Origin of the sequence: Pelagibacterium halotolerans (assembly GCF_044811015.1) — a bacterium.
Lineage (GTDB): Bacteria > Pseudomonadota > Alphaproteobacteria > Rhizobiales > Devosiaceae > Pelagibacterium > Pelagibacterium halotolerans_A.
Window position 1 is genome coordinate 234,571 of the sequence record NZ_CP085243.1, and the last position, 21,094, is coordinate 255,664.

Genomic DNA, 21,094 nt, shown 5'->3' on the forward strand with positions numbered 1-21,094 from the left:
CCGGAAAGCGGGTTTCCCGGTTTCCGGTAAAGTCCTGTCCGAGACTGCGTGGTGAAAGCCGGCTGGCTTTCCTAATCGCCGGGTGCTCCCGGAGGCCACCAATAGATGGGGTTTAATCCGGACGAGATTTTTTGGCAGACGCCGAGGCTCGTTTTGGTTTGAACCGGACTGACTGAGATGGGGGTTCCCAATTCAAGTCGGTTTACAGGCATTGCACCGCCGAAATGCCCCTGGGCAAATCGGCTTTACGCAAACGGTCCGGTCCATGGAGGGCTGGGCTAAACGTGGAGAGTAGCAGTGGATAGAGCGGAAAAAGTAGAGGCCGTCGCCGCGCTCCAGCAGGCTTTCGCCAGCTCGGGTGCTGTCGTCGTCGCTCACTATGCCGGTCTGTCGGTCGCCGAATTCGAAGGTCTGCGCAAGCAGATGAAGTCGGCCGGTGGACAGGTTAAGGTCGCCAAGAACCGCCTCGCCAAGCTCGCTCTTAAAGACTCCGAAATTGCGGATATCTCGGCCTATCTGACGGGCCCGACGGTTCTCGCCTATTCGGAAGATCCCATCACGGCCCCGAAAGTGGCCAAGACGTTCGCGGACAAGAACGACAAGTTCAAGATCCTCGGCGGCGCGATGGGTTCGACCGAACTGGACGCCGATGGCGTCAAGGCGCTGGCCGAACTCCCGTCTCTGGACGAACTGCGCGCCAAGATCGCCGGCCTGCTCACGCAGCCTGCGGCCAAGATCGCGTCCGTCCTGCAGGCGCCCGGCGGCCAGGTCGCCCGGGTTATCTCCGCTTATTCGGAAAAGGGCAACGCCGCGTAAGACGCGTTCCTTGTGACCTATTCCACGGTTCAAACTGAAACCTAGACTTTAGAAAAGGCTGATCAAATGGCTGATCTTGAAAAGCTCGTTGACGAGCTGTCTGCACTGACCGTCCTGGAGGCTTCCGAGCTCTCCAAGATGCTCGAAGAGAAGTGGGGCGTTTCCGCCGCCGCTCCTGTTGCCGTTGCTGCTGCCGGTGGCGCTGCCGCCGCCGCTGCTCCGGCTGAAGAAAAGGACGAATTCGACGTGATCCTCGCCGATGCCGGCGCTCAGAAGATCAACGTCATCAAGGAAGTCCGTGGCATCACCGGCCTGGGTCTGAAGGAAGCCAAAGACCTCGTCGAAGGCGCTCCGAAGCCCATCAAGGAAGGCGTTGCCAAGGCCGAAGCCGAAGAGCTCAAGGCGAAGCTCGAAGCTGCCGGCGCAAAGGTCGAACTCAAGTAGGTTCGCTCTTTTACGGTTTGCGGGGTGGCCGGTTCCGGCCATCCCGTTCCTGTCCGGGCGTTATCACCAGGCAGACGTCACCCCCGAAAAAGGGGGCAGGGCGGAAGTTGCGGAATACGCATAGAGGTTGCGTTCTCATTCCGGAGAACGTTCCAAATGGACGGGCACTTGTTCCGAAGGCCGACGGCTGATTGTCGGTCTTTCGAACAGTTGCCCGAAAGACATTGAAGGAAAGAGGTACGGGTATGGCTACCACGTTCAACGGCCGCCGCAAGGTGCGCAAGTCTTTCGGGTCCATTCGGGAAGTGACGGAGATGCCGAACCTCATCGAGGTTCAAAAGGCGTCTTACGACCAGTTCCTGATGGTTCATGAGCCCGAAGGCGGGCGCGGCGACGAGGGCCTGCAGTCGGTCTTCAAGTCGGTTTTCCCGATCACGGATTTCTCAAACACCGCTTCGCTCGAATTCGTGCGTTACGAGTTCGAACAGCCCAAATATGACGTCGAAGAGTGCCGCCAGCGCGACATGACGTTCGCCGCGCCCTTGAAGGTGACGCTGCGGCTGATCGTTTTCGAGGTCGACGAAGATACCGGCGCCCGCTCGGTCAAGGACATCAAGGAGCAGGACGTCTATATGGGCGACATGCCCTTTATGACGTCGAACGGCACGTTCATCGTCAATGGCACCGAGCGCGTGATCGTCTCGCAGATGCATCGCTCTCCGGGCGTCTTTTTCGACCACGACAAGGGCAAGACCCATTCCTCGGGCAAGCTGCTGTTTGCCGCGCGCATCATTCCTTATCGCGGCAGCTGGCTCGATATCGAATTCGATGCCAAGGACATCGTCTATGCGCGCATCGACCGCCGCCGCAAGATTCCGGTCACGTCGCTCTTGAAGGCGCTGGGACTCGATGCCGAAGAAATCCTAGCGACCTATTATGGTACGCAGACCTACATCAAGGGCGACAAGGGGTGGCGCAAGCCGTTTGACGCTGAATCGATGAAGGGCACCAAGCCCGTCTTCGACCTGATCGACGCCGATACCGGCGATGTGGTCCACCAGGGTGGTACCCGCCTGACGGCGCGCGCTGCCAAGAAAATCGTCGAGAAGGGCGTGACGCATCTTTTGGCGACCGACGAGGACCTTTATGGCGCGTATCTTGCGCAGGATATCGTCGATCTGACCAATGGCGAGATTTTCGCAGAGGCCGGTGACGAGATTGACGAGAAGCTGCTTACGACGCTCGTCGAGAAGGGTTTCACCGAACTGCCTCTGCTCGATATCGATCACGTCAATGTCGGTGCCTATATCCGCAACACGCTGGCGGTCGACAAGAACGAGACACGCGAAGACGCGCTTTTCGACATATACCGCGTGATGCGTCCGGGCGAGCCGCCCACCATCGAAACCGCCGAAGCGATGTTCAACTCGCTGTTCTTCGATAGCGAACGCTATGACCTTTCTTCAGTCGGCCGCGTGAAGATGAACATGCGCCTGGACCTCGATGTCGAGGATACCGTGCGCATCCTGCGCAAGGAAGACATCGTCGAGGTCGTGCGCACGCTCGTCGAACTGCGTGACGGCAAGGGCGATATCGACGACATCGACAATCTCGGCAACCGCCGCGTGCGGTCGGTCGGCGAACTGATGGAGAACCATTACCGCCTCGGCCTTCTGCGCATGGAGCGCGCCATCAAGGAGCGCATGAGCTCGGTCGAGATCGACACGGTGATGCCGCAGGACCTCATCAACGCAAAGCCGGCTGCCGCCGCGGTGCGTGAGTTCTTCGGATCCTCGCAGCTTTCCCAGTTCATGGACCAGACCAACCCGCTTTCGGAAATCACCCATAAGCGGCGCCTTTCGGCGCTTGGGCCGGGCGGTCTTACCCGCGAGCGCGCGGGTTTCGAGGTTCGCGACGTCCACGTGACCCACTATGGCCGTATCTGCCCGATTGAGACGCCCGAAGGGCCGAATATCGGTCTGATCAATTCGCTGGCGACATTTGCGCGGGTCAACAAGTACGGCTTCATCGAAGCGCCGTACCGGAAGGTCGTGGACGGGAAGGTGACTGACGAGGTCGTCTATCTGTCGGCGATGGAAGAGGCCAAGCACTACGTTGCGCAGGCCAATGCCAACGTCAACGAGAAGGGCGAGTTCGTCAACGAAATGGTCGTTGCCCGTCACGCGGGCGAGCCGTCGCTAACCCCGCGCGAGCAGGTTGACCTGATGGACGTTTCGCCCAAGCAGGTGGTCTCGGTCGCCGCGGCGCTCATTCCGTTCCTTGAAAATGACGACGCCAACCGCGCTCTTATGGGCTCGAACATGCAGCGTCAGGCCGTGCCGCTCCTGCGAGCCGAAGCTCCGTTCGTGGGTACCGGCATGGAGTCGGTGGTTGCGCGTGACTCGGGTGCCGCGATTGCGGCGCGCCGGACGGGTATCGTCGACCAGGTGGACGCAACCCGCGTGGTTATCCGTGCTACGGAAGAAACCGACTCCTCGAAGTCGGGCGTCGACATCTACAACCTCATGAAGTTCCAGCGGTCGAACCAGTCGACCTGCATCAATCAGCGCCCGCTGGTGAATGTTGGCGACCATGTGCAGGCCGGCGATATTATCGCCGACGGCCCGTCGACCGACCTGGGTGATCTCGCGCTTGGCCGGAACGTGCTCGTCGCGTTCATGCCCTGGAACGGGTACAACTTCGAAGACTCCATCCTGCTGTCCGAACGGATCGTTCAGGACGACGTCTTCACCTCGATCCATATCGAGGAATATGAGGTGATGGCCCGCGATACCAAGCTCGGTCCGGAAGAAATCACCCGTGATATTCCGAACGTTTCGGAAGAAGCGCTCAAGAACCTCGACGAAGCCGGTATCGTGCATATCGGTGCCGAGGTGCAGGCGGGCGATATTCTGGTGGGTAAGATTACGCCCAAGGGCGAGAGCCCGATGACGCCGGAAGAAAAGCTGCTGCGCGCCATCTTCGGCGAGAAGGCGTCCGACGTTCGCGATACATCGCTGCGGATTCCGCCGGGCGATGCCGGTATCGTTGTCGAGGTGCGGGTGTTCAACCGCCACGGCATCGACAAGGACGAGCGCGCGATGGCCATCGAGCGCGAGGAAATCGAGCGTCTGGCCAAGGACCGGGACGACGAGCAGTCGATCCTCGACCGGAACGTCTATGCGCGTTTGAAGGAAATGTTGTTCGGCAAGGCCGCGACGTCTGGCCCGAAGGGCTATGTCGCCGGGACCAAGCTCAACGACTCCATCTTCGATGCGCATCCGCGGTCGAAGTGGTGGCAGTTTGCCGTCGACGACGACAAGCTGATGACCGAGATCGAGGCCCTGCAGGCGCAGTATGACGAGAGCCGCAAGCTTCTCGAGCAGCGCTTCATCGACAAGGTCGACAAGCTCCAGCGCGGCGACGAACTGCCTCCGGGCGTGATGAAGATGGTCAAGGTCTTTGTCGCGACCAAGCGTAAGATGCAGTCGGGCGACAAGATGGCCGGCCGTCACGGCAACAAGGGTGTGGTTTCACGCATCATGCCGGTCGAGGACATGCCGTTCCTCGAAGATGGCACGCCTGTCGATATCGTTCTCAACCCGCTCGGCGTGCCCTCGCGCATGAATGTCGGGCAGATCCTCGAGACGCATCTGGGCTGGGCCGCGCGCGGCATGGGCCACAAGATCGACAAGATGATGGATGCCTACCGCCAGTCCAAGGACATCACGCCGCTCAAGAAGGAAATCTCCGCGCTTTATGACGGCGACGAATTCGTGGGTGATCTCGACGACGACGGGATCGTGCGGCTTGGTGAGCAGATTTCCAAGGGTGTTTCGATCGCCACGCCGGTGTTCGATGGCGCCAAGGAACATGACATTGTCGAAATGCTCGAAGCGGCGGGCCTCGATGGCTCCGGCCAGTCCACACTCTTTGACGGACGGACCGGCGAAGCCTTCGACCGCAAGGTGACGGTTGGGTACATCTATATGCTCAAGCTGCACCATCTTGTGGACGACAAGATCCACGCCCGTTCGATCGGTCCCTACAGCCTGGTTACCCAGCAGCCGCTGGGCGGCAAGGCGCAGTTCGGCGGTCAGCGGTTCGGTGAAATGGAGGTGTGGGCGCTCGAAGCCTATGGCGCCGCCTACACCTTGCAGGAAATGCTCACGGTCAAGTCGGACGACGTTGCCGGCCGGACCAAAGTCTACGAAGCGATCGTTCGTGGCGACGACACCTTCGAGGCAGGCATTCCCGAGAGCTTCAACGTTCTGGTCAAGGAAATCCGGTCGCTGGGCCTCAATGTCGAGCTTACGGATATTGAAGCCGACAATGACGAACCCGGTGGCGATCCGGAACTCGCGCCTCCTGCGGACGCGGCGGAATAATCCGCCGCGTTTGAGCCGAACTGACTTTTTTGCCCAAGCGGTGCGCTGACACGGTTCAGCAGCACCGCGAGGGCACCAAGGAGAGACATAAGATGAATCATCATCAACACGTCATGGATCCGTTCAACTCGCAGGCGAGCGCACCGACTTTCGATCAGATCAAGATCAACATCGCGAGCCCCGAGAAAATCCTGTCGTGGTCTTACGGCGAAATCAAAAAGCCCGAGACCATCAACTACCGTACGTTCAAGCCCGAGCGTGACGGCCTGTTCTGCGCGCGCATCTTCGGTCCCGTGAAGGACTACGAGTGCCTTTGCGGCAAATATAAGCGCATGAAGTTCAAAGGCGTCATCTGCGAGAAGTGTGGCGTGGAAGTCACCCTTTCACGCGTACGCCGCGAGCGCATGGGCCACATCGAGCTGGCCGCACCGGTTGCACACATCTGGTTCCTGAAGTCGCTGCCGAGCCGCATTTCGCAGCTGCTCGACATGACCTTGAAGGATGTCGAGCGCATCCTTTATTTCGAGAACTATGTGGTGATCGAGCCGGGCCTAACCCCGTTTACGCAGCATCAGCTCATCACGGAAGAAGAGTATATGGACGCGCAGGACCAGTATGGTCCGGATGCGTTCACCGCGATGATCGGTGCCGAAGCGGTGCGCGAGATGCTCGCCGCGCTCGACCTCGAAAAGCTCGCTGCCGACCTGCGGGTGGAAATTGCCGAGTCGACGACGGAACTTAAGCCCAAAAAGCTCGCAAAGCGCTTGAAGATCGTCGAGCAGTTCATCGTTTCGGGCAACAAGCCCGAATGGATGATCATGACGGTCATTCCGGTCATTCCGCCCGAACTGCGTCCGCTGGTGCCGCTCGACGGCGGCCGGTTTGCGACGTCGGATTTGAACGACCTCTACCGCCGCGTCATCAACCGTAACAACCGTCTGAAGCGGCTTATCGAACTGCGTGCGCCGGATATCATCATCCGCAACGAAAAGCGCATGCTTCAGGAAGCCGTCGACGCTCTGTTCGACAACGGCCGGCGTGGCCGTACCATTACCGGTGCGAACAAGCGGCCCTTGAAGTCGCTTTCGGACATGCTCAAGGGCAAGCAGGGCCGGTTCCGTCAGAACCTCCTGGGCAAGCGCGTCGACTATTCTGGTCGTTCGGTGATCACCGTGGGGCCGGAACTGAAGCTCCACCAGTGCGGCCTGCCCAAGAAGATGGCACTCGAACTGTTCAAGCCGTTCATCTATTCGCGGCTTGACGCGAAGGGGCTCTCTTCGACCGTCAAGCAGGCGAAAAAGCTGGTTGAAAAGGAAAAGCCGGAAGTCTGGGATATCCTCGATGAGGTGATCCGCGAGCATCCGGTGCTCCTGAACCGTGCGCCGACACTGCACCGTCTGGGCATCCAGGCGTTCGAGCCGATGCTGATCGAGGGTAAGGCGATCCAGCTTCACCCGCTGGTCTGTGCCGCGTTCAACGCCGACTTCGATGGCGACCAGATGGCCGTGCACGTTCCGCTGAGCCTCGAGGCCCAGCTCGAAGCGCGCGTTCTGATGATGTCGACCAACAACATCCTGCACCCGGCCAATGGTCAGCCGATTATCGTGCCCAGCCAGGACATCGTGCTTGGTCTTTATTATCTCTCGATCATGGCCGAGGGTGAACCCGGAGAGGGCATGGCGTTCGGATCGATGAACGAGATCGAGCACGCGCTCGAGAGCAAGGTCATCACGCTGCACTCCAAGATCAAGGGGCGCGTGCGCGCGCTCGATGCGGATGGCAACAAGACGACCCAGATCGTGGAAACGACTCCAGGCCGCATGATGCTGGGCCGGGTTCTGCCGGACAATGTGCCGTTCGAGACGGTCAACCAGCTCATGACCAAGAAGATGATCTCCAAGGTCATCGATACGGTCTATCGCGCCTGCGGCCAGAAGGAGACCGTGATCTTCTGCGACAAGGTCATGGATCTGGGCTTCAAGCAGGCCTGCCGGGCTGGCATCTCGTTCGGCAAGGACGACATGGTCATCCCGGATTCCAAAGCCAAGATCGTGGGCGATACCCGCAAGCAGGTCGAAGAATTCGAGCAGCAGTACAATGACGGCCTGATCACCCATGGTGAGAAGTACAACAAGGTCGTCGACGCTTGGGCCAAGTGCGGCGACAAGGTCGCCGACGAGATGATGAAGCGCATCTCGGCGGTCGAGAAGGATGAGACCGGCCGGACCAAGCAGATCAACTCGGTCTATATGATGAGCCATTCGGGCGCTCGCGGTTCGATCGCCCAGATGAAGCAACTCGCCGGTATGCGTGGCCTTATGGCCAAGCCGTCGGGCGAAATCATCGAGACCCCGGTGATCTCGAACTTCAAGGAAGGTCTTACCGTTCTCGAGTACTTCAACTCGACCCACGGTGCCCGTAAGGGGCTGGCCGACACGGCGCTCAAGACAGCGAACTCGGGTTATCTGACCCGTCGTCTCGTCGACGTGGCGCAGGACGCCATCATCACCGAGGACGATTGCGGCACCGAAAACGGCCTGACCATGGAAGCGATCATCGATTCCGGTCAGGTGGTGGCTTCGCTCGGGCAGCGTATCCTGGGCCGCGTGGCCGCGGACGACGTGCTTGTGCCTGGTTCGGACGAGATTATCGTCAAGAAGGGCACGCTCATGGACGAGCGTGACGTCGAGGCGATCGAGGCTGCCAAGGTGCAGTCGGTGCGCATCCGCTCGCCGCTCACCTGTGAGGTGCGTCAAGGGACGTGCGCCAAGTGCTACGGCCGCGACCTTGCACGCGGCACGCCGGTCAATATGGGCGAATCCGTGGGCGTTATCGCCGCACAGTCCATCGGCGAGCCGGGCACGCAGCTCACCATGCGCACGTTCCACATCGGCGGTACTGCGCAGGTGGTCGACAACTCGTATCTCGAGGCCGGGGCCGAGGGTAAGATCGCGTTCCGCAACAAGTCGATCGCGACCAACTCGGACGGGCATGTCGTGGTCATGGGCCGCAACGTTGCCATCGTCATCGAGGACGCCGACGGCAAGGAGCGGTCCGTCCACAAGATCGCCTACGGCGCGCGTCTGCTGGCCAAGGAAGGCGAGCAGGTCAAGCGTGGTCAGCGTATCGCCGAATGGGATCCCTATACCCGTCCCGTGCTCTCGGAAGTCGAGGGCGAGGTCATCTTCGAAGACCTCGTGGACGGTGCATCGGTTGCCGAAACCACGGACGAGACCACAGGCTTCACCAAGCGTCTGGTCATCGACTGGCGCTCGAGCCAGCGTGGTGAAGGGTTGCGTCCGGCGATTGCCATCGGTGCGGCAGGGCAGGTGCTCAAGTCCGACCGTGGCACGGATGCGCGGTATTTGATGAGCGTGGATGCGGTCATCGCCGTCGAGCCGGGGACCCGCGTGGCCCAGGGCGACGTTCTGGCCCGTATCCCGCTCGAGAGCGCCAAGACCAAGGACATCACCGGCGGTCTGCCGCGCGTTGCGGAACTGTTCGAGGCGCGCCGGCCCAAGGATCACGCCATCATCGCGGAGATCGACGGCACGATCCGGTTCGGCCGCGATTACAAGAACAAGCGCCGTATCGTGATCGAGCCCAATGACGAGAGTCTCGAGCCGGTTGAATACCTGATCCCGAAGGGAAAGCCCTTCCACCTTCAGGAAGGCGACCAGATCGAGCGTGGCGAATATATCCTCGATGGCAACCCGGCACCGCACGACATCCTAGCGATCAAGGGGGTCGAGGAACTGGCCAAGTACCTCGTCAACGAGATCCAGGAAGTCTACCGGCTGCAGGGCGTGTTGATCAACGACAAGCACATCGAGGTGATCGTTCGCCAGATGCTGCAGAAGGTCGAGATCACCGATCCGGGCGAAAGCGGGCTCCTGAAGGAAGAGCAGATCGACAGGATCGACCTCGACGAGCTCAACGAGCAGCTCGTGGCCGACGGCAAGAAGCCCGCGGAGGCCGTTCCGGTTCTCCTTGGGATCACCAAGGCCTCGTTGCAGACCCGTTCGTTCATCTCGGCGGCATCGTTCCAGGAGACCACACGTGTGCTCACCGAGGCTGCGGTTTCGGGCAAGGCGGACGTGCTAGAAGGCCTTAAGGAAAACGTCATCGTCGGCCGGCTGATCCCGGCGGGTACGGGCGCGCGGATCTCGTCGATCCGCCAGATCTCGACCAAGCGCGACGATTTGATCCTCGAGGAACGCCGCCGCCAGGCGGAAACCGTCGCCATTCCGGCACCGGAGGCGATGACTCCGACGGAAACGGCGGATACGCCTTCCGAGTAGGATCGGATAAAGTTGAAACGATCAGGGAAGGGGGCCGATCGGCCCCCTTCTTTTTTTTGAACTGGGACCGCTCTCGCGTACGCCGTGATGACGGTGCGAACCCGTCCAAGTGCCTTTTTCCGGCGCGGGGCTTGACGACTCCGAATCCGGGCTGTATGACCCGCCCTACCTAAGCGGTCGGTCGTGGCTTGCCAGCGGAATTTGAAGCGTCCAAGGCTTCTCATTCGAGGCGGTCAAACACACTGTCGGGTAGTTAGACGCAACAAGTCTTGGGCGCATGATTGCTTCCGGTTGAGGGGGCGATCCTCTGCATTCTTGGCGCCGCCGGTTCCTTAAATCTGGAGCACGGACGGGCGCCGCTCGCTTGTTTGTGTTGAGAACGATTTGTTTGGTACGGATGAAAGAGGGTTCGAGCGATATGCCGACCATTAATCAGTTGATCCGCAAGCCCCGGCAGGCGAAGCCGAAGCGGAACAAGGTTCCGGCGATGGAGGCGAACCCGCAAAAGCGTGGCGTTTGCACCCGCGTCTATACGACGACCCCGAAGAAGCCGAACTCCGCGCTTCGCCGTGTCGCCAAGGTGCGCCTGGTCAACCAGCGTGAAGTCATCACCTATATTCCGGGTGAGGGTCACAATCTGCAGGAACACTCCGTTGTTCTCATTCGCGGCGGTCGTGTGCGCGACCTTCCCGGCGTGCGCTATCACGTGCTGCGCGGCGTGCTGGACACCCAGAGCGTGAAGGATCGCAAGCAGCGCCGGTCCAAGTACGGCGCAAAGCGGCCGAAGTAAGGAGAAGCTGATCTATGTCCCGTCGGCATCGTGCAGAGAAGCGTGAGATTCACCCCGACCCCAAATTCGGGGATCTCGTCGTTTCCAAATTTATGAATTCGCTCATGAAGGACGGCAAGAAGTCTGCCGCCGAGAGCATTGTCTATGGCGCGTTCGACGTCATCGAAGAGCGTACCAAGCAAGACCCGATCCAGGTCTTCCACGGCGCACTGGACAATATCCGTCCGGCTGTCGAAGTGCGTTCGCGTCGCGTTGGCGGTGCCACCTATCAGGTGCCTGTCGAGGTGCGCTCCGAGCGTCAGCAGGCGCTCGCGATCCGCTGGCTGATCGATGCCGCCCGCAAGCGTGGCGAAACGACTATGGTTGGCCGTCTGTCCGGCGAGCTGATGGATGCGCTCAACGGGCGCGGCCAGGCCGTCAAAAAGCGCGAAGACACGCACCGTATGGCTGATGCCAACCGCGCGTTCTCGCATTACCGCTGGTAAGGACGAACGAACATGGCCCGCGAATACAAGCTCGAAGACTACCGCAATTTCGGCATCATGGCTCACATCGATGCCGGCAAGACCACCACGACCGAGCGCATCCTGTTCTATACCGGCAAGAGCCACAAGATCGGCGAAGTCCATGACGGCGCTGCGACCATGGACTGGATGGAGCAGGAGCAGGAGCGCGGCATTACGATCACGTCCGCTGCTACGACCACGTTCTGGCAGGGCCGTGACGGCAAGAAGCGCCGCTTCAACATCATCGACACCCCGGGCCACGTGGACTTCACCATCGAAGTCGAGCGTTCGCTGCGCGTGCTCGACGGTGCGGTCGCTCTGCTCGATGCCAATGCCGGCGTGGAGCCCCAGACGGAAACCGTCTGGCGCCAGGCCGACAAGTACAACGTTCCGCGTCTGATCTTTGTCAACAAGATGGACAAGATCGGCGCCGACTTCTACCGCTCGGTGGAAATGGTCGGAACCCGTCTGGGAGCCAAGGCGGTCGTTCTGCAATTGCCGATCGGCGCAGAGAGCGATTTTGCCGGCGTCGTCGATCTCATCGAGATGAAGGCCTATATCTGGAACGGCGAGCAGCTTGGTGCGTCCTGGGATGTTGTGGACATTCCCGATGACCTCAAAGCCAAGGCTGAAGAATACCGTGAGCAAATGATCGAAGCTGCCGTCGAAGTCGACGAAGCTGCGATGGAAGCCTATCTTGAAGGCGAGATGCCGGATAATGACACGATCCGGAAGCTGCTGCGCAAAGGTATCATCCGTAACGACTTCTTTGGCGTTCTTTGCGGTTCGGCCTTTAAGAACAAGGGGGTGCAGCCACTTCTCGACGCTGTCGTCGACTTCCTGCCTGCGCCCAACGACATTGAGGCCATCAAGGGTATCGATGCCAAGACCGAAGAGCCCATCGAGCGTCATGCCGATGATGGCGAGCCGCTCTCGATGCTGGCGTTCAAGATCGCCAACGACCCGCATATGGGTTCTCTAACCTTCTGCCGTATCTATTCGGGCGTGCTGGAAGCCGGTGCGCAGTTGCAGAACACGGTGAAGGACAAGCGTGAGCGTGTCGGCCGTATGTTCCAGATGCACTCCAACTCCCGCGAGCAGATCACCGAGGCTTATGCCGGCGACATCGTGGCGATTGTCGGTCTCAAGGACACGACGACCGGTGACACGCTTTGCGTTCCATCCTCGCCGGTGATCCTCGAGCGTATGATTTTCCCCGAGCCGGTCATCGACATTGCTGTCGAGCCGAAATCCAAGGCCGACCAGGAAAAGATGGGTCTGGCTTTGCAGCGGCTCGCTGCCGAGGATCCGTCCTTCCGCGTGAAGTCGGACGAGGAAAGCGGTCAGACCATTATTTCGGGTATGGGTGAACTGCATCTCGACATCATCGTCGACCGCATGAAGCGCGAATTCAAGGTCGAGGCCAATATCGGTCAGCCGCAAGTGGCTTATCGTGAGACCATCACCAAGCAGGCCGAAATCGACTACACCCACAAGAAACAGTCTGGTGGCTCGGGTCAGTTTGCGCGCGTCAAGCTCGTCATCGAGCCGAACGAGGCGGGCGCCGGATTCACCTTCGAAAGCAAGATTGTCGGTGGTGCGGTCCCGAAGGAATATATCCCGGGTGTTCAGAAGGGTCTCGAATCCGTCATGGGCGCCGGTATTCTCGCCGGGTTCCCGATCGTGGACGTTAAGGCGACCCTCATTGATGGTGCTTACCACGACGTCGACTCGTCGGTTCTGGCGTTCGAGATTGCCGGGCGTGCGGCCTTCCGGGAAGGCTTGCAGAAGGCCGGTGCGAAGCTGCTCGAGCCGATGATGAAGGTCGAAGTCACGACTCCCGAAGAGTATATGGGCGACGTGATTGGCGACCTCAATTCCCGCCGCGGGCAGATCCAGGGCACCGAAGCCCGGGGTATTGTTCAGGTCGTCAATGCTTATGTGCCGCTCGCGAACATGTTCGGCTATGTAAATGCTCTGCGCTCGATGAGCCAGGGCCGCGCACAGTACACCATGTTCTTCGACCACTATGAGCAGGTGCCGCAGGCGGTTGCTGACGAAGTCCAGGCCAAATACGCCTGAGTTTGAAACACGGAAATACCAGCAGCCGCTGAGCTGACTGAATACGGAGATATGCGATGGGCAAGGAAAAGTTTTCTCGTAGCAAGCCGCACTGCAACATTGGCACGATTGGTCACGTTGACCATGGCAAGACGACGTTGACGGCTGCGATCACGAAGGTTCTGGCGGAGACGGGGGGCGCGACGTTCTCGGCGTATGACCAGATCGACAAGGCGCCTGAAGAGAAGGCGCGCGGGATCACGATCTCGACGGCGCACGTTGAGTATGAGACGGCGAACCGTCACTATGCGCACGTGGACTGCCCGGGGCACGCGGACTATGTGAAGAACATGATCACGGGCGCGGCGCAGATGGACGGGGCGATTCTTGTGGTTTCGGCGGCCGATGGGCCGATGCCGCAGACGCGCGAGCACATTCTTCTGGCGCGCCAGGTTGGCGTTCCTGCGCTTGTTGTGTTCCTGAACAAGGTCGACCAGGTTGACGACGAGGAGCTTTTGGAGCTGGTTGAGCTTGAAGTGCGCGAGCTTCTTTCCTCGTACGAATTCCCCGGCGACGACATTCCGATCGTGAAGGGTTCGGCGCTTGCGGCGCTTGAGGACAAGACGCCTGAGATCGGTCACGACGCGATCCTGGAATTGATGCGGAACGTGGACGACTACATCCCGCAGCCTGAGCGTCCGAAGGACCAGCCGTTCCTGATGCCGGTCGAGGACGTGTTCTCGATCTCGGGCCGTGGCACGGTTGTGACGGGTCGCGTTGAGCGCGGTGTGATCAAGGTCGGCGAGGAAGTCGAGATTGTCGGCATCAAGCCGACGCAGAAGACGACGGTGACGGGCGTCGAGATGTTCCGCAAGCTCCTGGATTCGGGTGAGGCGGGCGACAACATCGGTGCGCTGATCCGGGGCATCGACCGCAGCCAGGTTGAGCGTGGGCAGGTTCTGTGCAAGCCCGGTTCTGTGACCCCGCACACCAAGTTCGTTGCCGAAGCGTACATCCTGACCAAGGACGAGGGCGGTCGTCATACGCCGTTCTTCACGAACTACCGTCCGCAGTTCTACTTCCGGACGACGGACGTGACGGGTGTCGTGACGCTGAAGGAAGGCGTCGAGATGGTGATGCCGGGCGACAATGTGGAGATGAACGTGGAGCTGATCGTTCCGATCGCGATGGAAGAAAAGCTCCGCTTCGCCATCCGCGAAGGCGGCCGTACCGTCGGTGCTGGCGTCGTCTCCAAGATTGTCGAGTAAGTTCAAGCCAATAGCGAGTGCGGTGCACTTTTTAAATTCACGTGCACCGCGCTCCTTTTTTCGGGATAGAACAAAATGAACGGTCAGAACATTCGCATTCGGCTCAAGGCGTTCGACCACCGGGTTCTGGACAACTCGACGCGCGAGATCGTCAACACGGCAAAGCGCACCGGTGCCCAGGTCCGTGGCCCGATCCCGCTGCCGACGCGAATTGACAAGTACACCGTCAACCGGTCGCCCCACGTCGACAAGAAGAGCCGCGAGCAGTTCGAAATCCGGACTCACAAGCGTCTTCTGGACATCGTGGATCCGACCCCCCAGACGGTGGACGCCCTGATGAAGCTCGATCTGGCGGCCGGTGTGGACGTCGAGATCAAGCTCTAAAGATCAGAGTAAGGTTTTCGCGTATTCCGCTTAATTCGGGTCCTCTTGGACAAAACAATGACCCGGGAATGCGCCTAAGAGAAAAGGTAACAACCGATGCGTTCTGGAGTGATCGCACAGAAGCTGGGAATGACCCGCATCTTCACCGATGACGGCGCGCATGTCCCCGTCACGGTTCTGGCGCTGCAAGGCTGCCAGGTGGTGGGCCAGCGGACGCAGGAAAAAGACGGCTATGTCGCGCTGCAGCTTGGCGCCGGCTCGGTCAAGGTCAAGAATGTCAACAAGGCTCAGCGCGGCCAGTTCGCCGCTGCGAAGGTCGAACCCAAGCGCAAGGTCGTTGAGTTCCGCGTGAGCGAAGACAACCTCATCGAGGTCGGCGCAGAACTGCTCGCCGACCACTTCGCTGAAGGCCAGCTTGTCGACGTGACCGGAACCTCGATCGGTAAGGGCTTTGCCGGTGCGATGAAGCGGCACAATTTCGGTGGTCTGCGGGCATCGCACGGTGTGTCGATTTCGCACCGCTCGCACGGTTCGACCGGTAACAGCCAGGACCCCGGCAAGGTGTTCAAGGGCAAGAAGATGGCTGGCCACATGGGCGATGCCCGTGTCACCACGCAGAACGTCAAAGTCGTTAAGACCGACGTCGAGCGCGGCCTGATCATGGTTCAGGGTTCGGTTCCGGGCGCCAAGGGCGGCTGGATCCAGATCCGCGACGCCGTCAAGAAGCCCGCACCGGAAGGCGTTGTGCGCCCCGGTTCGTTCAAGGTTGCTGCCGCCGCGAATGGGGAGAGTGCATAATGGAACTCCAGGTCACAACCCTCGAGGGTAAGTCGGCCGGCAAGGTGACGCTCGATGACGCCGTATTCGGCCTCGAGCCGCGCGCGGATATCATTCAGCGCATGGTGCGTTACCAGCAGCTCAAGAAGATGGCCGGCACGCATGCGGTCAAGAACCGCGCCGACGTTTCGATGACGGGCAAGAAATTCGTACGTCAGAAAGGTTCGGGCGGCGCCCGTCATGGTTCGCGCCGCACCAACATCTTCCGTGGCGGCGGCCGGGCCTTCGGTCCTACCCCACGCAGCCATGCGATTGAGCTGCCCAAGAAGGTTCGCGCGCTTGCGTTGAAGCATGCACTTTCCGCCAAGGCCAAGGCCGGCGAACTTGTCATTCTCGACAAGGCCGTTGCCGATGCACCCAAGACCGGCGCGCTGCGCGAGGTTTTCGGCAAGCTGGGGCTTTCGAACGCGCTGATCATCGGCGGCGCCGAGCTGGACACGAACTTCGCGCTTGCTGCGCGGAACATTCCCCAGATCGATGTGCTGCCGGCTCAGGGTATCAATGTTTACGACATTCTGCGTCGCGAAAAGCTGGTCCTGACCAAGGACGCACTCGCTGCGCTGGAGGGCCGGTTCCAATGAGCGCTGTCAAACACTACGACATCATCCGCAACCCGGTCGTCACCGAAAAGTCGACGCTGGCTTCGGAAAACAGCCAGGTCGTGTTCGACGTGGCGATCGATGCCACCAAGCCCGAGATCAAGGCCGCCGTCGAGGCGCTGTTCGAGGTGAAGGTCAAGGCGGTCAACACCAATGTGCGCAAGGGCAAGACCAAGCGGTTCCGCGGGTTCTCCGGCAAGCGCAAGGACGTCAAGAAGGCCGTTGTGACCCTCGTTGACGGCCAGACCATCGATATTTCGACCGGTCTGTAAGAAGGCGAAGGAAGAGAGAAATGGCTCTTAAGAACTACAATCCGACCTCGCCGGGCCGCCGTCAGCTTGTCGGTGTCAACCGCAGCGAGCTTTGGAGCGGCGCACCGGTCAAAAAGCTGACCGAGGGCCTGACGAAGTCGGGCGGCCGTAACAACAATGGCCGGGTGACCTCGTTCCACCGTGGTGGTGGGCATAAGCGCCGCTATCGCCTGGTCGATTTCAAGCGCACCAAATTCGACGTTGTGGGCACTGTCGAGCGGCTCGAGTACGATCCGAACCGGACGGCGTTCATCGCCCTGATCAACTATGACGATGGCGAGCAGGCCTACATTCTAGCTCCGCAGCGTCTTGCTGCCGGCGACAAGGTTGTCTCCTCGCTTTCGTCGGTCGACGTCAAGCCGGGTAACACGATGCCGCTCGAGCGGATGCCGGTTGGCACCATCGTGCACAACATCGAACTGAAGCCCAAGAAGGGTGGTCAGATCGCGCGTTCCGCCGGTGCTTACGCACAGTATGTGGGCCGTGACGCCGGTTGGGCGATCCTGCGGCTCAACTCCGGTGAGCAGCGTCTTGTGCACGGTTCGTGCCTGGCGACGGTCGGTTCGGTGTCGAACCCCGACCACTCGAACACGAGCCTCGGAAAAGCTGGCCGCAGCCGTTGGTTGGGCAAGCGTCCGAACGTTCGCGGTGTCGCGATGAACCCGGTCGATCACCCGCACGGTGGTGGTGAAGGCCGTACCTCGGGTGGCCGTAACCCGGTCACGCCCTGGGGCAAGCCGACCAAGGGCAAGCGCACCCGTACCAATAAGGCGACGGACAAGTTCATCGTTCGCTCGCGCCACAATAGGAAGGGCAAGTAAGAGCCATGGCACGTTCCGTCTGGAAAGGGCCGTTTGTTGACGGTTACCTCTTGAAGAAGGCCGATAAGGTTCGCGAGTCCGGCCGCAATGAGGTCATCAAGATCTGGAGCCGCCGCTCCACGATCCTGCCGCAGTTCGTCGGGCTGACCTTCGGCGTCTATAACGGTCAGAAGCATGTCCCGGTCAACGTCACCGAGGACATGATCGGCCACAAGTTCGGTGAGTTTTCGCCCACGCGCACCTATTACGGGCACGCGGCCGACAAGAAGGCGAAGAGGAAGTAACAATGGGCAAGCTTAAGCGTGAGCGCGTGCTCAAGGACAATGAGGCGAGAGCCGTCCTGCGCATGGTGCGGACCAGCCCCCAGAAGCTGAACCTGGTTGCCGCACTGATCCGTGGCAAGAAGGTCGAGAAAGCTCTTGCCGACCTGCAGTTCTCGCACAAGCGGATTGCCGGACCGGTCAAGAAGACGCTCGAGAGCGCGATTGCGAATGCCGAGAACAATCATGGTCTCGACACTGACGCGCTGGTCGTCTCGGAAGCTTTCGTGGGCAAGGCTCTGGTGATGAAGCGTTTCCATGCCCGTGCACGTGGCCGGGGCGCGCGGATCCAAAAGCCGTTCTCGCACCTGACCATTGTCGTCCGTGAAGTCGAGGAGGCCGTCTAATGGGCCAGAAAGTCAATCCGATCGGGCTTAGGCTCGGTATCAACCGGACCTGGGATTCGCGTTGGTTCGCCAATAAGGGCGAGTACGGCTCGCTCCTTCAGGAGGACCTCAAGATCCGCGAAATGCTCGAAAAAGAGCTCAAGCAGGCCGCGGTTTCCAAGATCGTCATCGAGCGCCCGCACCGCAAGTGCCGGATTTCGATCCATTCGGCCCGCCCGGGGATCGTGATCGGCAAGAAGGGGGCGGATATCGAGAAGATCCGCAACAAGGTGAAGAAGTTCACCGACAGCGAAGTGCACATCAACATCGTTGAAGTGCGTAAGCCGGAAACCGATGCGACGCTGGTTGCCCAGGGCATCGCCCAGCAGCTCGAACGCCGCGTGGCGTTCCGCCGGGCTATGAAGCGCGCGGTGCAGACCGCGATGCGGATGGGCGCCCAGGGTATCCGGGTGAACGTTGCCGGCCGTCTTGGCGGCGCGGACATCGCGCGGACCGAATGGTACCGCGAGGGCCGTGTTTCGTTGCACACGCTGCGCGCCGATATCGATTACGGCGTTGCGGAGGCCGCAACCACCTACGGCATCATCGGGATCAAGGTGTGGATCTTCAAGGGCGAGATCATGGAGCATGATCCGATGGCCCATGAGCGCCGCGCAACCGAAGGCGGTGACGCCGGCGGGCAGGGCCGTCGCGCTCCGGCTGCAAGCTGATAGGAATTAGGCAAAATGCTGCAACCGAAACGTACAAAGTTCCGCAAGGCCCACAAGGGCCGGATCCACGGCGTTGCCAAGGGCGGTACGAACCTCAATTTTGGCGAATATGGCTTGAAGGCTCAGGAACCTGAGCGTATAACCGCCCGCCAGATCGAGGCCGCACGCCGCGCCATGACTCGCTATATGAAGCGTGCCGGCCGTGTGTGGATCCGGGTTTTTCCGGATGTGCCTGTGTCGTCCAAGCCGACTGAAGTTCGTATGGGTAAGGGCAAGGGTGCGCCTGAATATTGGGCCGCCCGTGTCAAGCCCGGCCGGATCATGTTCGAGATCGACGGCGTAAGTGAAGAAGTTGCGCGCGAAGCGCTGCGTCTAGCGGCCATGAAGCTGCCGATCAAGACGCGGTTCGTTTCCCGTATTGCAGACTAAGGACGAGTGAAGCGATGAAGCCGAGCGACGTTAGGGCCAAGACGGTCGACGAACTCAACGACGAGCTCGTCAACCTTAAAAAAGAGCAGTTCAATCTGCGTTTCCAGCGCGCTACGCAGCAGCTGGAGAACACCGCGCAGGTGCGCAAGGTCCGCCGCGACATCGCGCGTGTTCAGACCGTGCTGCGCGAAAAGCGCGTGGAAGCGAAGTAAGGAGACTTAGATGCCCAAGCGTATTCTGCAGGGGACTGTGGTCTCCGACAAAACAGAGAAGACGGTTGTGGTCAGCGTCGAGCGGCGCTTCACCCACCCGATTCTGAAAAAGACGGTGCGCCGTTCCAAGAAATATCACGCCCATGACGAGGCCGGTTCGGCCAAGATCGGGGATGTGGTGCAGATCCAGGAATGCGCCCCGATCTCCAAGACCAAGCGCTGGACAGTCGTAACGACCGCTTAGCGCCACGCACAATCAAGACGTCTGGGTCGGGCCGGCATGACGGTGGACCCTAAGATAGAAGAAGGCAACCAGTCATGATTCAGATGCAAACAAATCTCGACGTCGCCGATAATTCCGGCGCCCGTCGTGTTATGTGCATCAAGGTGCTGGGCGGTTCGCATCGCAAGTATGCGTCGGTTGGCGACATCATCGTGGTGTCGGTCAAGGACGCAATCCCGCGCGGCCGCGTCAAGAAGGGCCAGGTGATGAAGGCCGTGGTGGTTCGCACCGCGTCCGATATCCGCCGCCCCGATGGCACCGTGATCCGTTTCGACCGTAATGCTGCGGTGATCATCAACAACAACAAGGAACCCGTCGGGACCCGTATCTTCGGCCCGGTTCCGCGTGAGTTGCGCGCCAAGAACCACATGAAGATCATCTCGCTCGCCCCGGAGGTGCTGTAATGGCTGCCAAGATCAAAAAGGGTGACAAGGTCATCGTGTTGACCGGCAAGGACAAGGGCAAGACCGGCGAAGTGCTGCAGGTCATCCCGTCCAAGACCCGGGCGGTCGTTTCGGGCATCAATCTCGTCAAACGCCACCAGCGTCAGACGCAGACCCAGGATGCCGGGATCATCACCAAGGAAGCACCGATCCATCTGAGCAATATTGCTCTTTTGGACGCCAAGGAAAACAAGCCGACTCGCGTCGGTTTCAAGATCGAAGACGGCGTCAAGAAGCGCGTCGCTAAGCGTTCTGGAGAAGTGATCGATGGCTGAGACTTACATTCCGCGCTTGCGCACACATTATGAAGATGTGGTGCGCGCCGGTCTCACCGAGACCTTCAACTATACGAATCCCATGCAGGTGCCCAAGCTTGAGAAGGTCGTTCTCAACATGGGTGTCGGCGAGGCTGTCGGCGACAGCAAGAAGGTGAAGGCTGCGCTGGCCGACCTTGAGAAGATTGCCGGGCAGAAGCCTGTTATCACCTATGCCCGCAAGTCGATTGCCGGCTTCAAGGTCCGTGAAGGCATGCCGCTGGGTGTCAAGGTCACGCTGCGTCGCGCGCAGATGTACGAATTCATCGACCGCCTGGTGAACGTGGCGCTGCCGCGTGTCCGCGACTTTCGCGGGCTTAACCCCAAGAGCTTCGATGGCCGCGGCAACTACGCCATGGGTATCAAGGAACATATCGTGTTCCCCGAGATCAACTACGACCAGATCGAGCAGGTCTGGGGCATGGATGTGATCATCACAACCACGGCGAAGACCGACGACGAAGCGCGTGCGCTTCTCAGGGCTTTCAATTTCCCGTTCCGGCAGTAGTC

At 60.2% G+C, this 21,094-nt stretch carries 22 protein-coding genes; all 22 read left to right on the plus strand.

Going from position 1 to position 21,094, the window contains the following annotated elements:
• The first annotated feature begins 297 nt into the window (after positions 1-297).
• Positions 298-816 (plus strand): 50S ribosomal protein L10, encoded by a 519-nt coding sequence (rplJ, locus tag LG281_RS01215; RefSeq protein WP_404403577.1) that lies wholly within the window; start codon positions 298-300, stop codon positions 814-816.
• 66 nt (positions 817-882) lie between these two features.
• Positions 883-1,260: a 50S ribosomal protein L7/L12 gene (rplL, locus tag LG281_RS01220; protein ID WP_404403579.1), complete on the plus strand. Its 378-nt coding sequence runs from the start codon at positions 883-885 to the stop codon at positions 1,258-1,260.
• A 245-nt stretch (positions 1,261-1,505) separates the two neighbouring features.
• The gene (rpoB, locus tag LG281_RS01225; RefSeq protein ID WP_404403581.1) at positions 1,506-5,648 is read left to right on the plus strand and encodes a DNA-directed RNA polymerase subunit beta; all 4,143 of its coding nucleotides are present in this window, start codon (positions 1,506-1,508) and stop codon (positions 5,646-5,648) included.
• A 92-nt stretch (positions 5,649-5,740) separates the two neighbouring features.
• Positions 5,741-9,949 (plus strand): DNA-directed RNA polymerase subunit beta', encoded by a 4,209-nt coding sequence (gene rpoC / locus LG281_RS01230; RefSeq protein ID WP_404403583.1) that lies wholly within the window; start codon positions 5,741-5,743, stop codon positions 9,947-9,949.
• A 418-nt stretch (positions 9,950-10,367) separates the two neighbouring features.
• Entirely contained in the window at positions 10,368-10,739 is a 372-nt protein-coding gene (gene rpsL, locus LG281_RS01235) for a 30S ribosomal protein S12 (RefSeq protein ID WP_041528652.1), read from the plus strand.
• Positions 10,740-10,753: 14 nt separating this feature from the next.
• Positions 10,754-11,224: a 30S ribosomal protein S7 gene (gene rpsG, locus LG281_RS01240; protein ID WP_404403585.1), complete on the plus strand. Its 471-nt coding sequence runs from the start codon at positions 10,754-10,756 to the stop codon at positions 11,222-11,224.
• Between the two features lie 12 nt (positions 11,225-11,236).
• A complete protein-coding gene (gene fusA, locus LG281_RS01245; protein ID WP_404403587.1) occupies positions 11,237-13,327 on the plus strand; it encodes an elongation factor G in 2,091 nt (696 codons plus the stop codon).
• 56 nt (positions 13,328-13,383) lie between these two features.
• Positions 13,384-14,574: an elongation factor Tu gene (tuf, locus tag LG281_RS01250; protein WP_404403565.1), complete on the plus strand. Its 1,191-nt coding sequence runs from the start codon at positions 13,384-13,386 to the stop codon at positions 14,572-14,574.
• A gap of 75 nt (positions 14,575-14,649) precedes the next feature.
• Positions 14,650-14,958, plus strand: a complete 309-nt coding sequence (rpsJ, locus tag LG281_RS01255; RefSeq protein ID WP_014130837.1) for a 30S ribosomal protein S10 — start codon at positions 14,650-14,652, stop codon at positions 14,956-14,958.
• A gap of 96 nt (positions 14,959-15,054) precedes the next feature.
• Positions 15,055-15,756: a 50S ribosomal protein L3 gene (rplC, locus tag LG281_RS01260; protein ID WP_404403589.1), complete on the plus strand. Its 702-nt coding sequence runs from the start codon at positions 15,055-15,057 to the stop codon at positions 15,754-15,756.
• Complete coding sequence (rplD, locus tag LG281_RS01265) at positions 15,756-16,376, plus strand: 50S ribosomal protein L4 (protein WP_404403591.1); 621 nt, start codon at positions 15,756-15,758, stop codon at positions 16,374-16,376. Before rplC ends, rplD begins: the two co-directional genes overlap by 1 nt.
• Positions 16,373-16,666 carry a 50S ribosomal protein L23 gene (locus tag LG281_RS01270; RefSeq protein WP_404403593.1) on the plus strand — a complete coding sequence of 98 codons (294 nt, stop codon included), beginning with the start codon at positions 16,373-16,375 and terminating at the stop codon, positions 16,664-16,666. Before rplD ends, LG281_RS01270 begins: the two co-directional genes overlap by 4 nt.
• A gap of 20 nt (positions 16,667-16,686) precedes the next feature.
• On the plus strand, positions 16,687-17,526 hold the full coding sequence (rplB, locus tag LG281_RS01275; protein WP_404403595.1) for a 50S ribosomal protein L2: 840 nt from the start codon (positions 16,687-16,689) through the stop codon (positions 17,524-17,526).
• A gap of 5 nt (positions 17,527-17,531) precedes the next feature.
• Positions 17,532-17,810, plus strand: coding sequence for a 30S ribosomal protein S19 (rpsS, locus tag LG281_RS01280; RefSeq protein WP_127143346.1), 279 nt, complete (start codon positions 17,532-17,534; stop codon positions 17,808-17,810).
• Between the two features lie 2 nt (positions 17,811-17,812).
• Complete coding sequence (gene rplV, locus LG281_RS01285) at positions 17,813-18,193, plus strand: 50S ribosomal protein L22 (protein WP_404403597.1); 381 nt, start codon at positions 17,813-17,815, stop codon at positions 18,191-18,193.
• The gene (rpsC, locus tag LG281_RS01290) at positions 18,193-18,903 is read left to right on the plus strand and encodes a 30S ribosomal protein S3 (protein ID WP_404403599.1); all 711 of its coding nucleotides are present in this window, start codon (positions 18,193-18,195) and stop codon (positions 18,901-18,903) included. The genes rplV and rpsC overlap by 1 nt, the downstream gene beginning before the upstream one ends.
• Before the next feature lie 15 nt (positions 18,904-18,918).
• Positions 18,919-19,332: a 50S ribosomal protein L16 gene (gene rplP, locus LG281_RS01295; protein ID WP_404403601.1), complete on the plus strand. Its 414-nt coding sequence runs from the start codon at positions 18,919-18,921 to the stop codon at positions 19,330-19,332.
• 14 nt (positions 19,333-19,346) lie between these two features.
• Positions 19,347-19,544, plus strand: coding sequence for a 50S ribosomal protein L29 (rpmC, locus tag LG281_RS01300; protein ID WP_404403603.1), 198 nt, complete (start codon positions 19,347-19,349; stop codon positions 19,542-19,544).
• A gap of 10 nt (positions 19,545-19,554) precedes the next feature.
• Positions 19,555-19,788 (plus strand): 30S ribosomal protein S17, encoded by a 234-nt coding sequence (rpsQ, locus tag LG281_RS01305; RefSeq protein WP_404403605.1) that lies wholly within the window; start codon positions 19,555-19,557, stop codon positions 19,786-19,788.
• Between the two features lie 74 nt (positions 19,789-19,862).
• Positions 19,863-20,231: a 50S ribosomal protein L14 gene (gene rplN / locus LG281_RS01310; protein WP_127143352.1), complete on the plus strand. Its 369-nt coding sequence runs from the start codon at positions 19,863-19,865 to the stop codon at positions 20,229-20,231.
• Positions 20,231-20,545 carry a 50S ribosomal protein L24 gene (gene rplX, locus LG281_RS01315; protein WP_404403607.1) on the plus strand — a complete coding sequence of 105 codons (315 nt, stop codon included), beginning with the start codon at positions 20,231-20,233 and terminating at the stop codon, positions 20,543-20,545. Before rplN ends, rplX begins: the two co-directional genes overlap by 1 nt.
• Positions 20,538-21,092, plus strand: coding sequence for a 50S ribosomal protein L5 (gene rplE, locus LG281_RS01320; RefSeq protein ID WP_231805630.1), 555 nt, complete (start codon positions 20,538-20,540; stop codon positions 21,090-21,092). Before rplX ends, rplE begins: the two co-directional genes overlap by 8 nt.
• Positions 21,093-21,094: the final 2 nt, after the last annotated feature.

What these genes read in the sequence shown, in the direction of transcription:
- rplL (WP_404403579.1), top strand. Translation starts at nt 883, where the DNA reads ATGGCTGATCTTGAAAAGCTCGTTGACGAGCTGTCTGCACTGACCGTC.
- rpoB (WP_404403581.1), top strand. Translation starts at nt 1,506, where the DNA reads ATGGCTACCACGTTCAACGGCCGCCGCAAGGTGCGCAAGTCTTTCGGG.
- rpoC (WP_404403583.1), top strand. Translation starts at nt 5,741, where the DNA reads ATGAATCATCATCAACACGTCATGGATCCGTTCAACTCGCAGGCGAGC.
- rpsL (WP_041528652.1), top strand. Translation starts at nt 10,368, where the DNA reads ATGCCGACCATTAATCAGTTGATCCGCAAGCCCCGGCAGGCGAAGCCG.
- rpsG (WP_404403585.1), top strand. Translation starts at nt 10,754, where the DNA reads ATGTCCCGTCGGCATCGTGCAGAGAAGCGTGAGATTCACCCCGACCCC.
- fusA (WP_404403587.1), top strand. Translation starts at nt 11,237, where the DNA reads ATGGCCCGCGAATACAAGCTCGAAGACTACCGCAATTTCGGCATCATG.
- tuf (WP_404403565.1), top strand. Translation starts at nt 13,384, where the DNA reads ATGGGCAAGGAAAAGTTTTCTCGTAGCAAGCCGCACTGCAACATTGGC.
- rpsJ (WP_014130837.1), top strand. Translation starts at nt 14,650, where the DNA reads ATGAACGGTCAGAACATTCGCATTCGGCTCAAGGCGTTCGACCACCGG.
- rplC (WP_404403589.1), top strand. Translation starts at nt 15,055, where the DNA reads ATGCGTTCTGGAGTGATCGCACAGAAGCTGGGAATGACCCGCATCTTC.
- rplD (WP_404403591.1), top strand. Translation starts at nt 15,756, where the DNA reads ATGGAACTCCAGGTCACAACCCTCGAGGGTAAGTCGGCCGGCAAGGTG.
- LG281_RS01270 (WP_404403593.1), top strand. Translation starts at nt 16,373, where the DNA reads ATGAGCGCTGTCAAACACTACGACATCATCCGCAACCCGGTCGTCACC.
- rplB (WP_404403595.1), top strand. Translation starts at nt 16,687, where the DNA reads ATGGCTCTTAAGAACTACAATCCGACCTCGCCGGGCCGCCGTCAGCTT.
- rpsS (WP_127143346.1), top strand. Translation starts at nt 17,532, where the DNA reads ATGGCACGTTCCGTCTGGAAAGGGCCGTTTGTTGACGGTTACCTCTTG.
- rplV (WP_404403597.1), top strand. Translation starts at nt 17,813, where the DNA reads ATGGGCAAGCTTAAGCGTGAGCGCGTGCTCAAGGACAATGAGGCGAGA.
- rpsC (WP_404403599.1), top strand. Translation starts at nt 18,193, where the DNA reads ATGGGCCAGAAAGTCAATCCGATCGGGCTTAGGCTCGGTATCAACCGG.
- rplP (WP_404403601.1), top strand. Translation starts at nt 18,919, where the DNA reads ATGCTGCAACCGAAACGTACAAAGTTCCGCAAGGCCCACAAGGGCCGG.
- rpmC (WP_404403603.1), top strand. Translation starts at nt 19,347, where the DNA reads ATGAAGCCGAGCGACGTTAGGGCCAAGACGGTCGACGAACTCAACGAC.
- rpsQ (WP_404403605.1), top strand. Translation starts at nt 19,555, where the DNA reads ATGCCCAAGCGTATTCTGCAGGGGACTGTGGTCTCCGACAAAACAGAG.
- rplN (WP_127143352.1), top strand. Translation starts at nt 19,863, where the DNA reads ATGATTCAGATGCAAACAAATCTCGACGTCGCCGATAATTCCGGCGCC.
- rplX (WP_404403607.1), top strand. Translation starts at nt 20,231, where the DNA reads ATGGCTGCCAAGATCAAAAAGGGTGACAAGGTCATCGTGTTGACCGGC.
- rplE (WP_231805630.1), top strand. Translation starts at nt 20,538, where the DNA reads ATGGCTGAGACTTACATTCCGCGCTTGCGCACACATTATGAAGATGTG.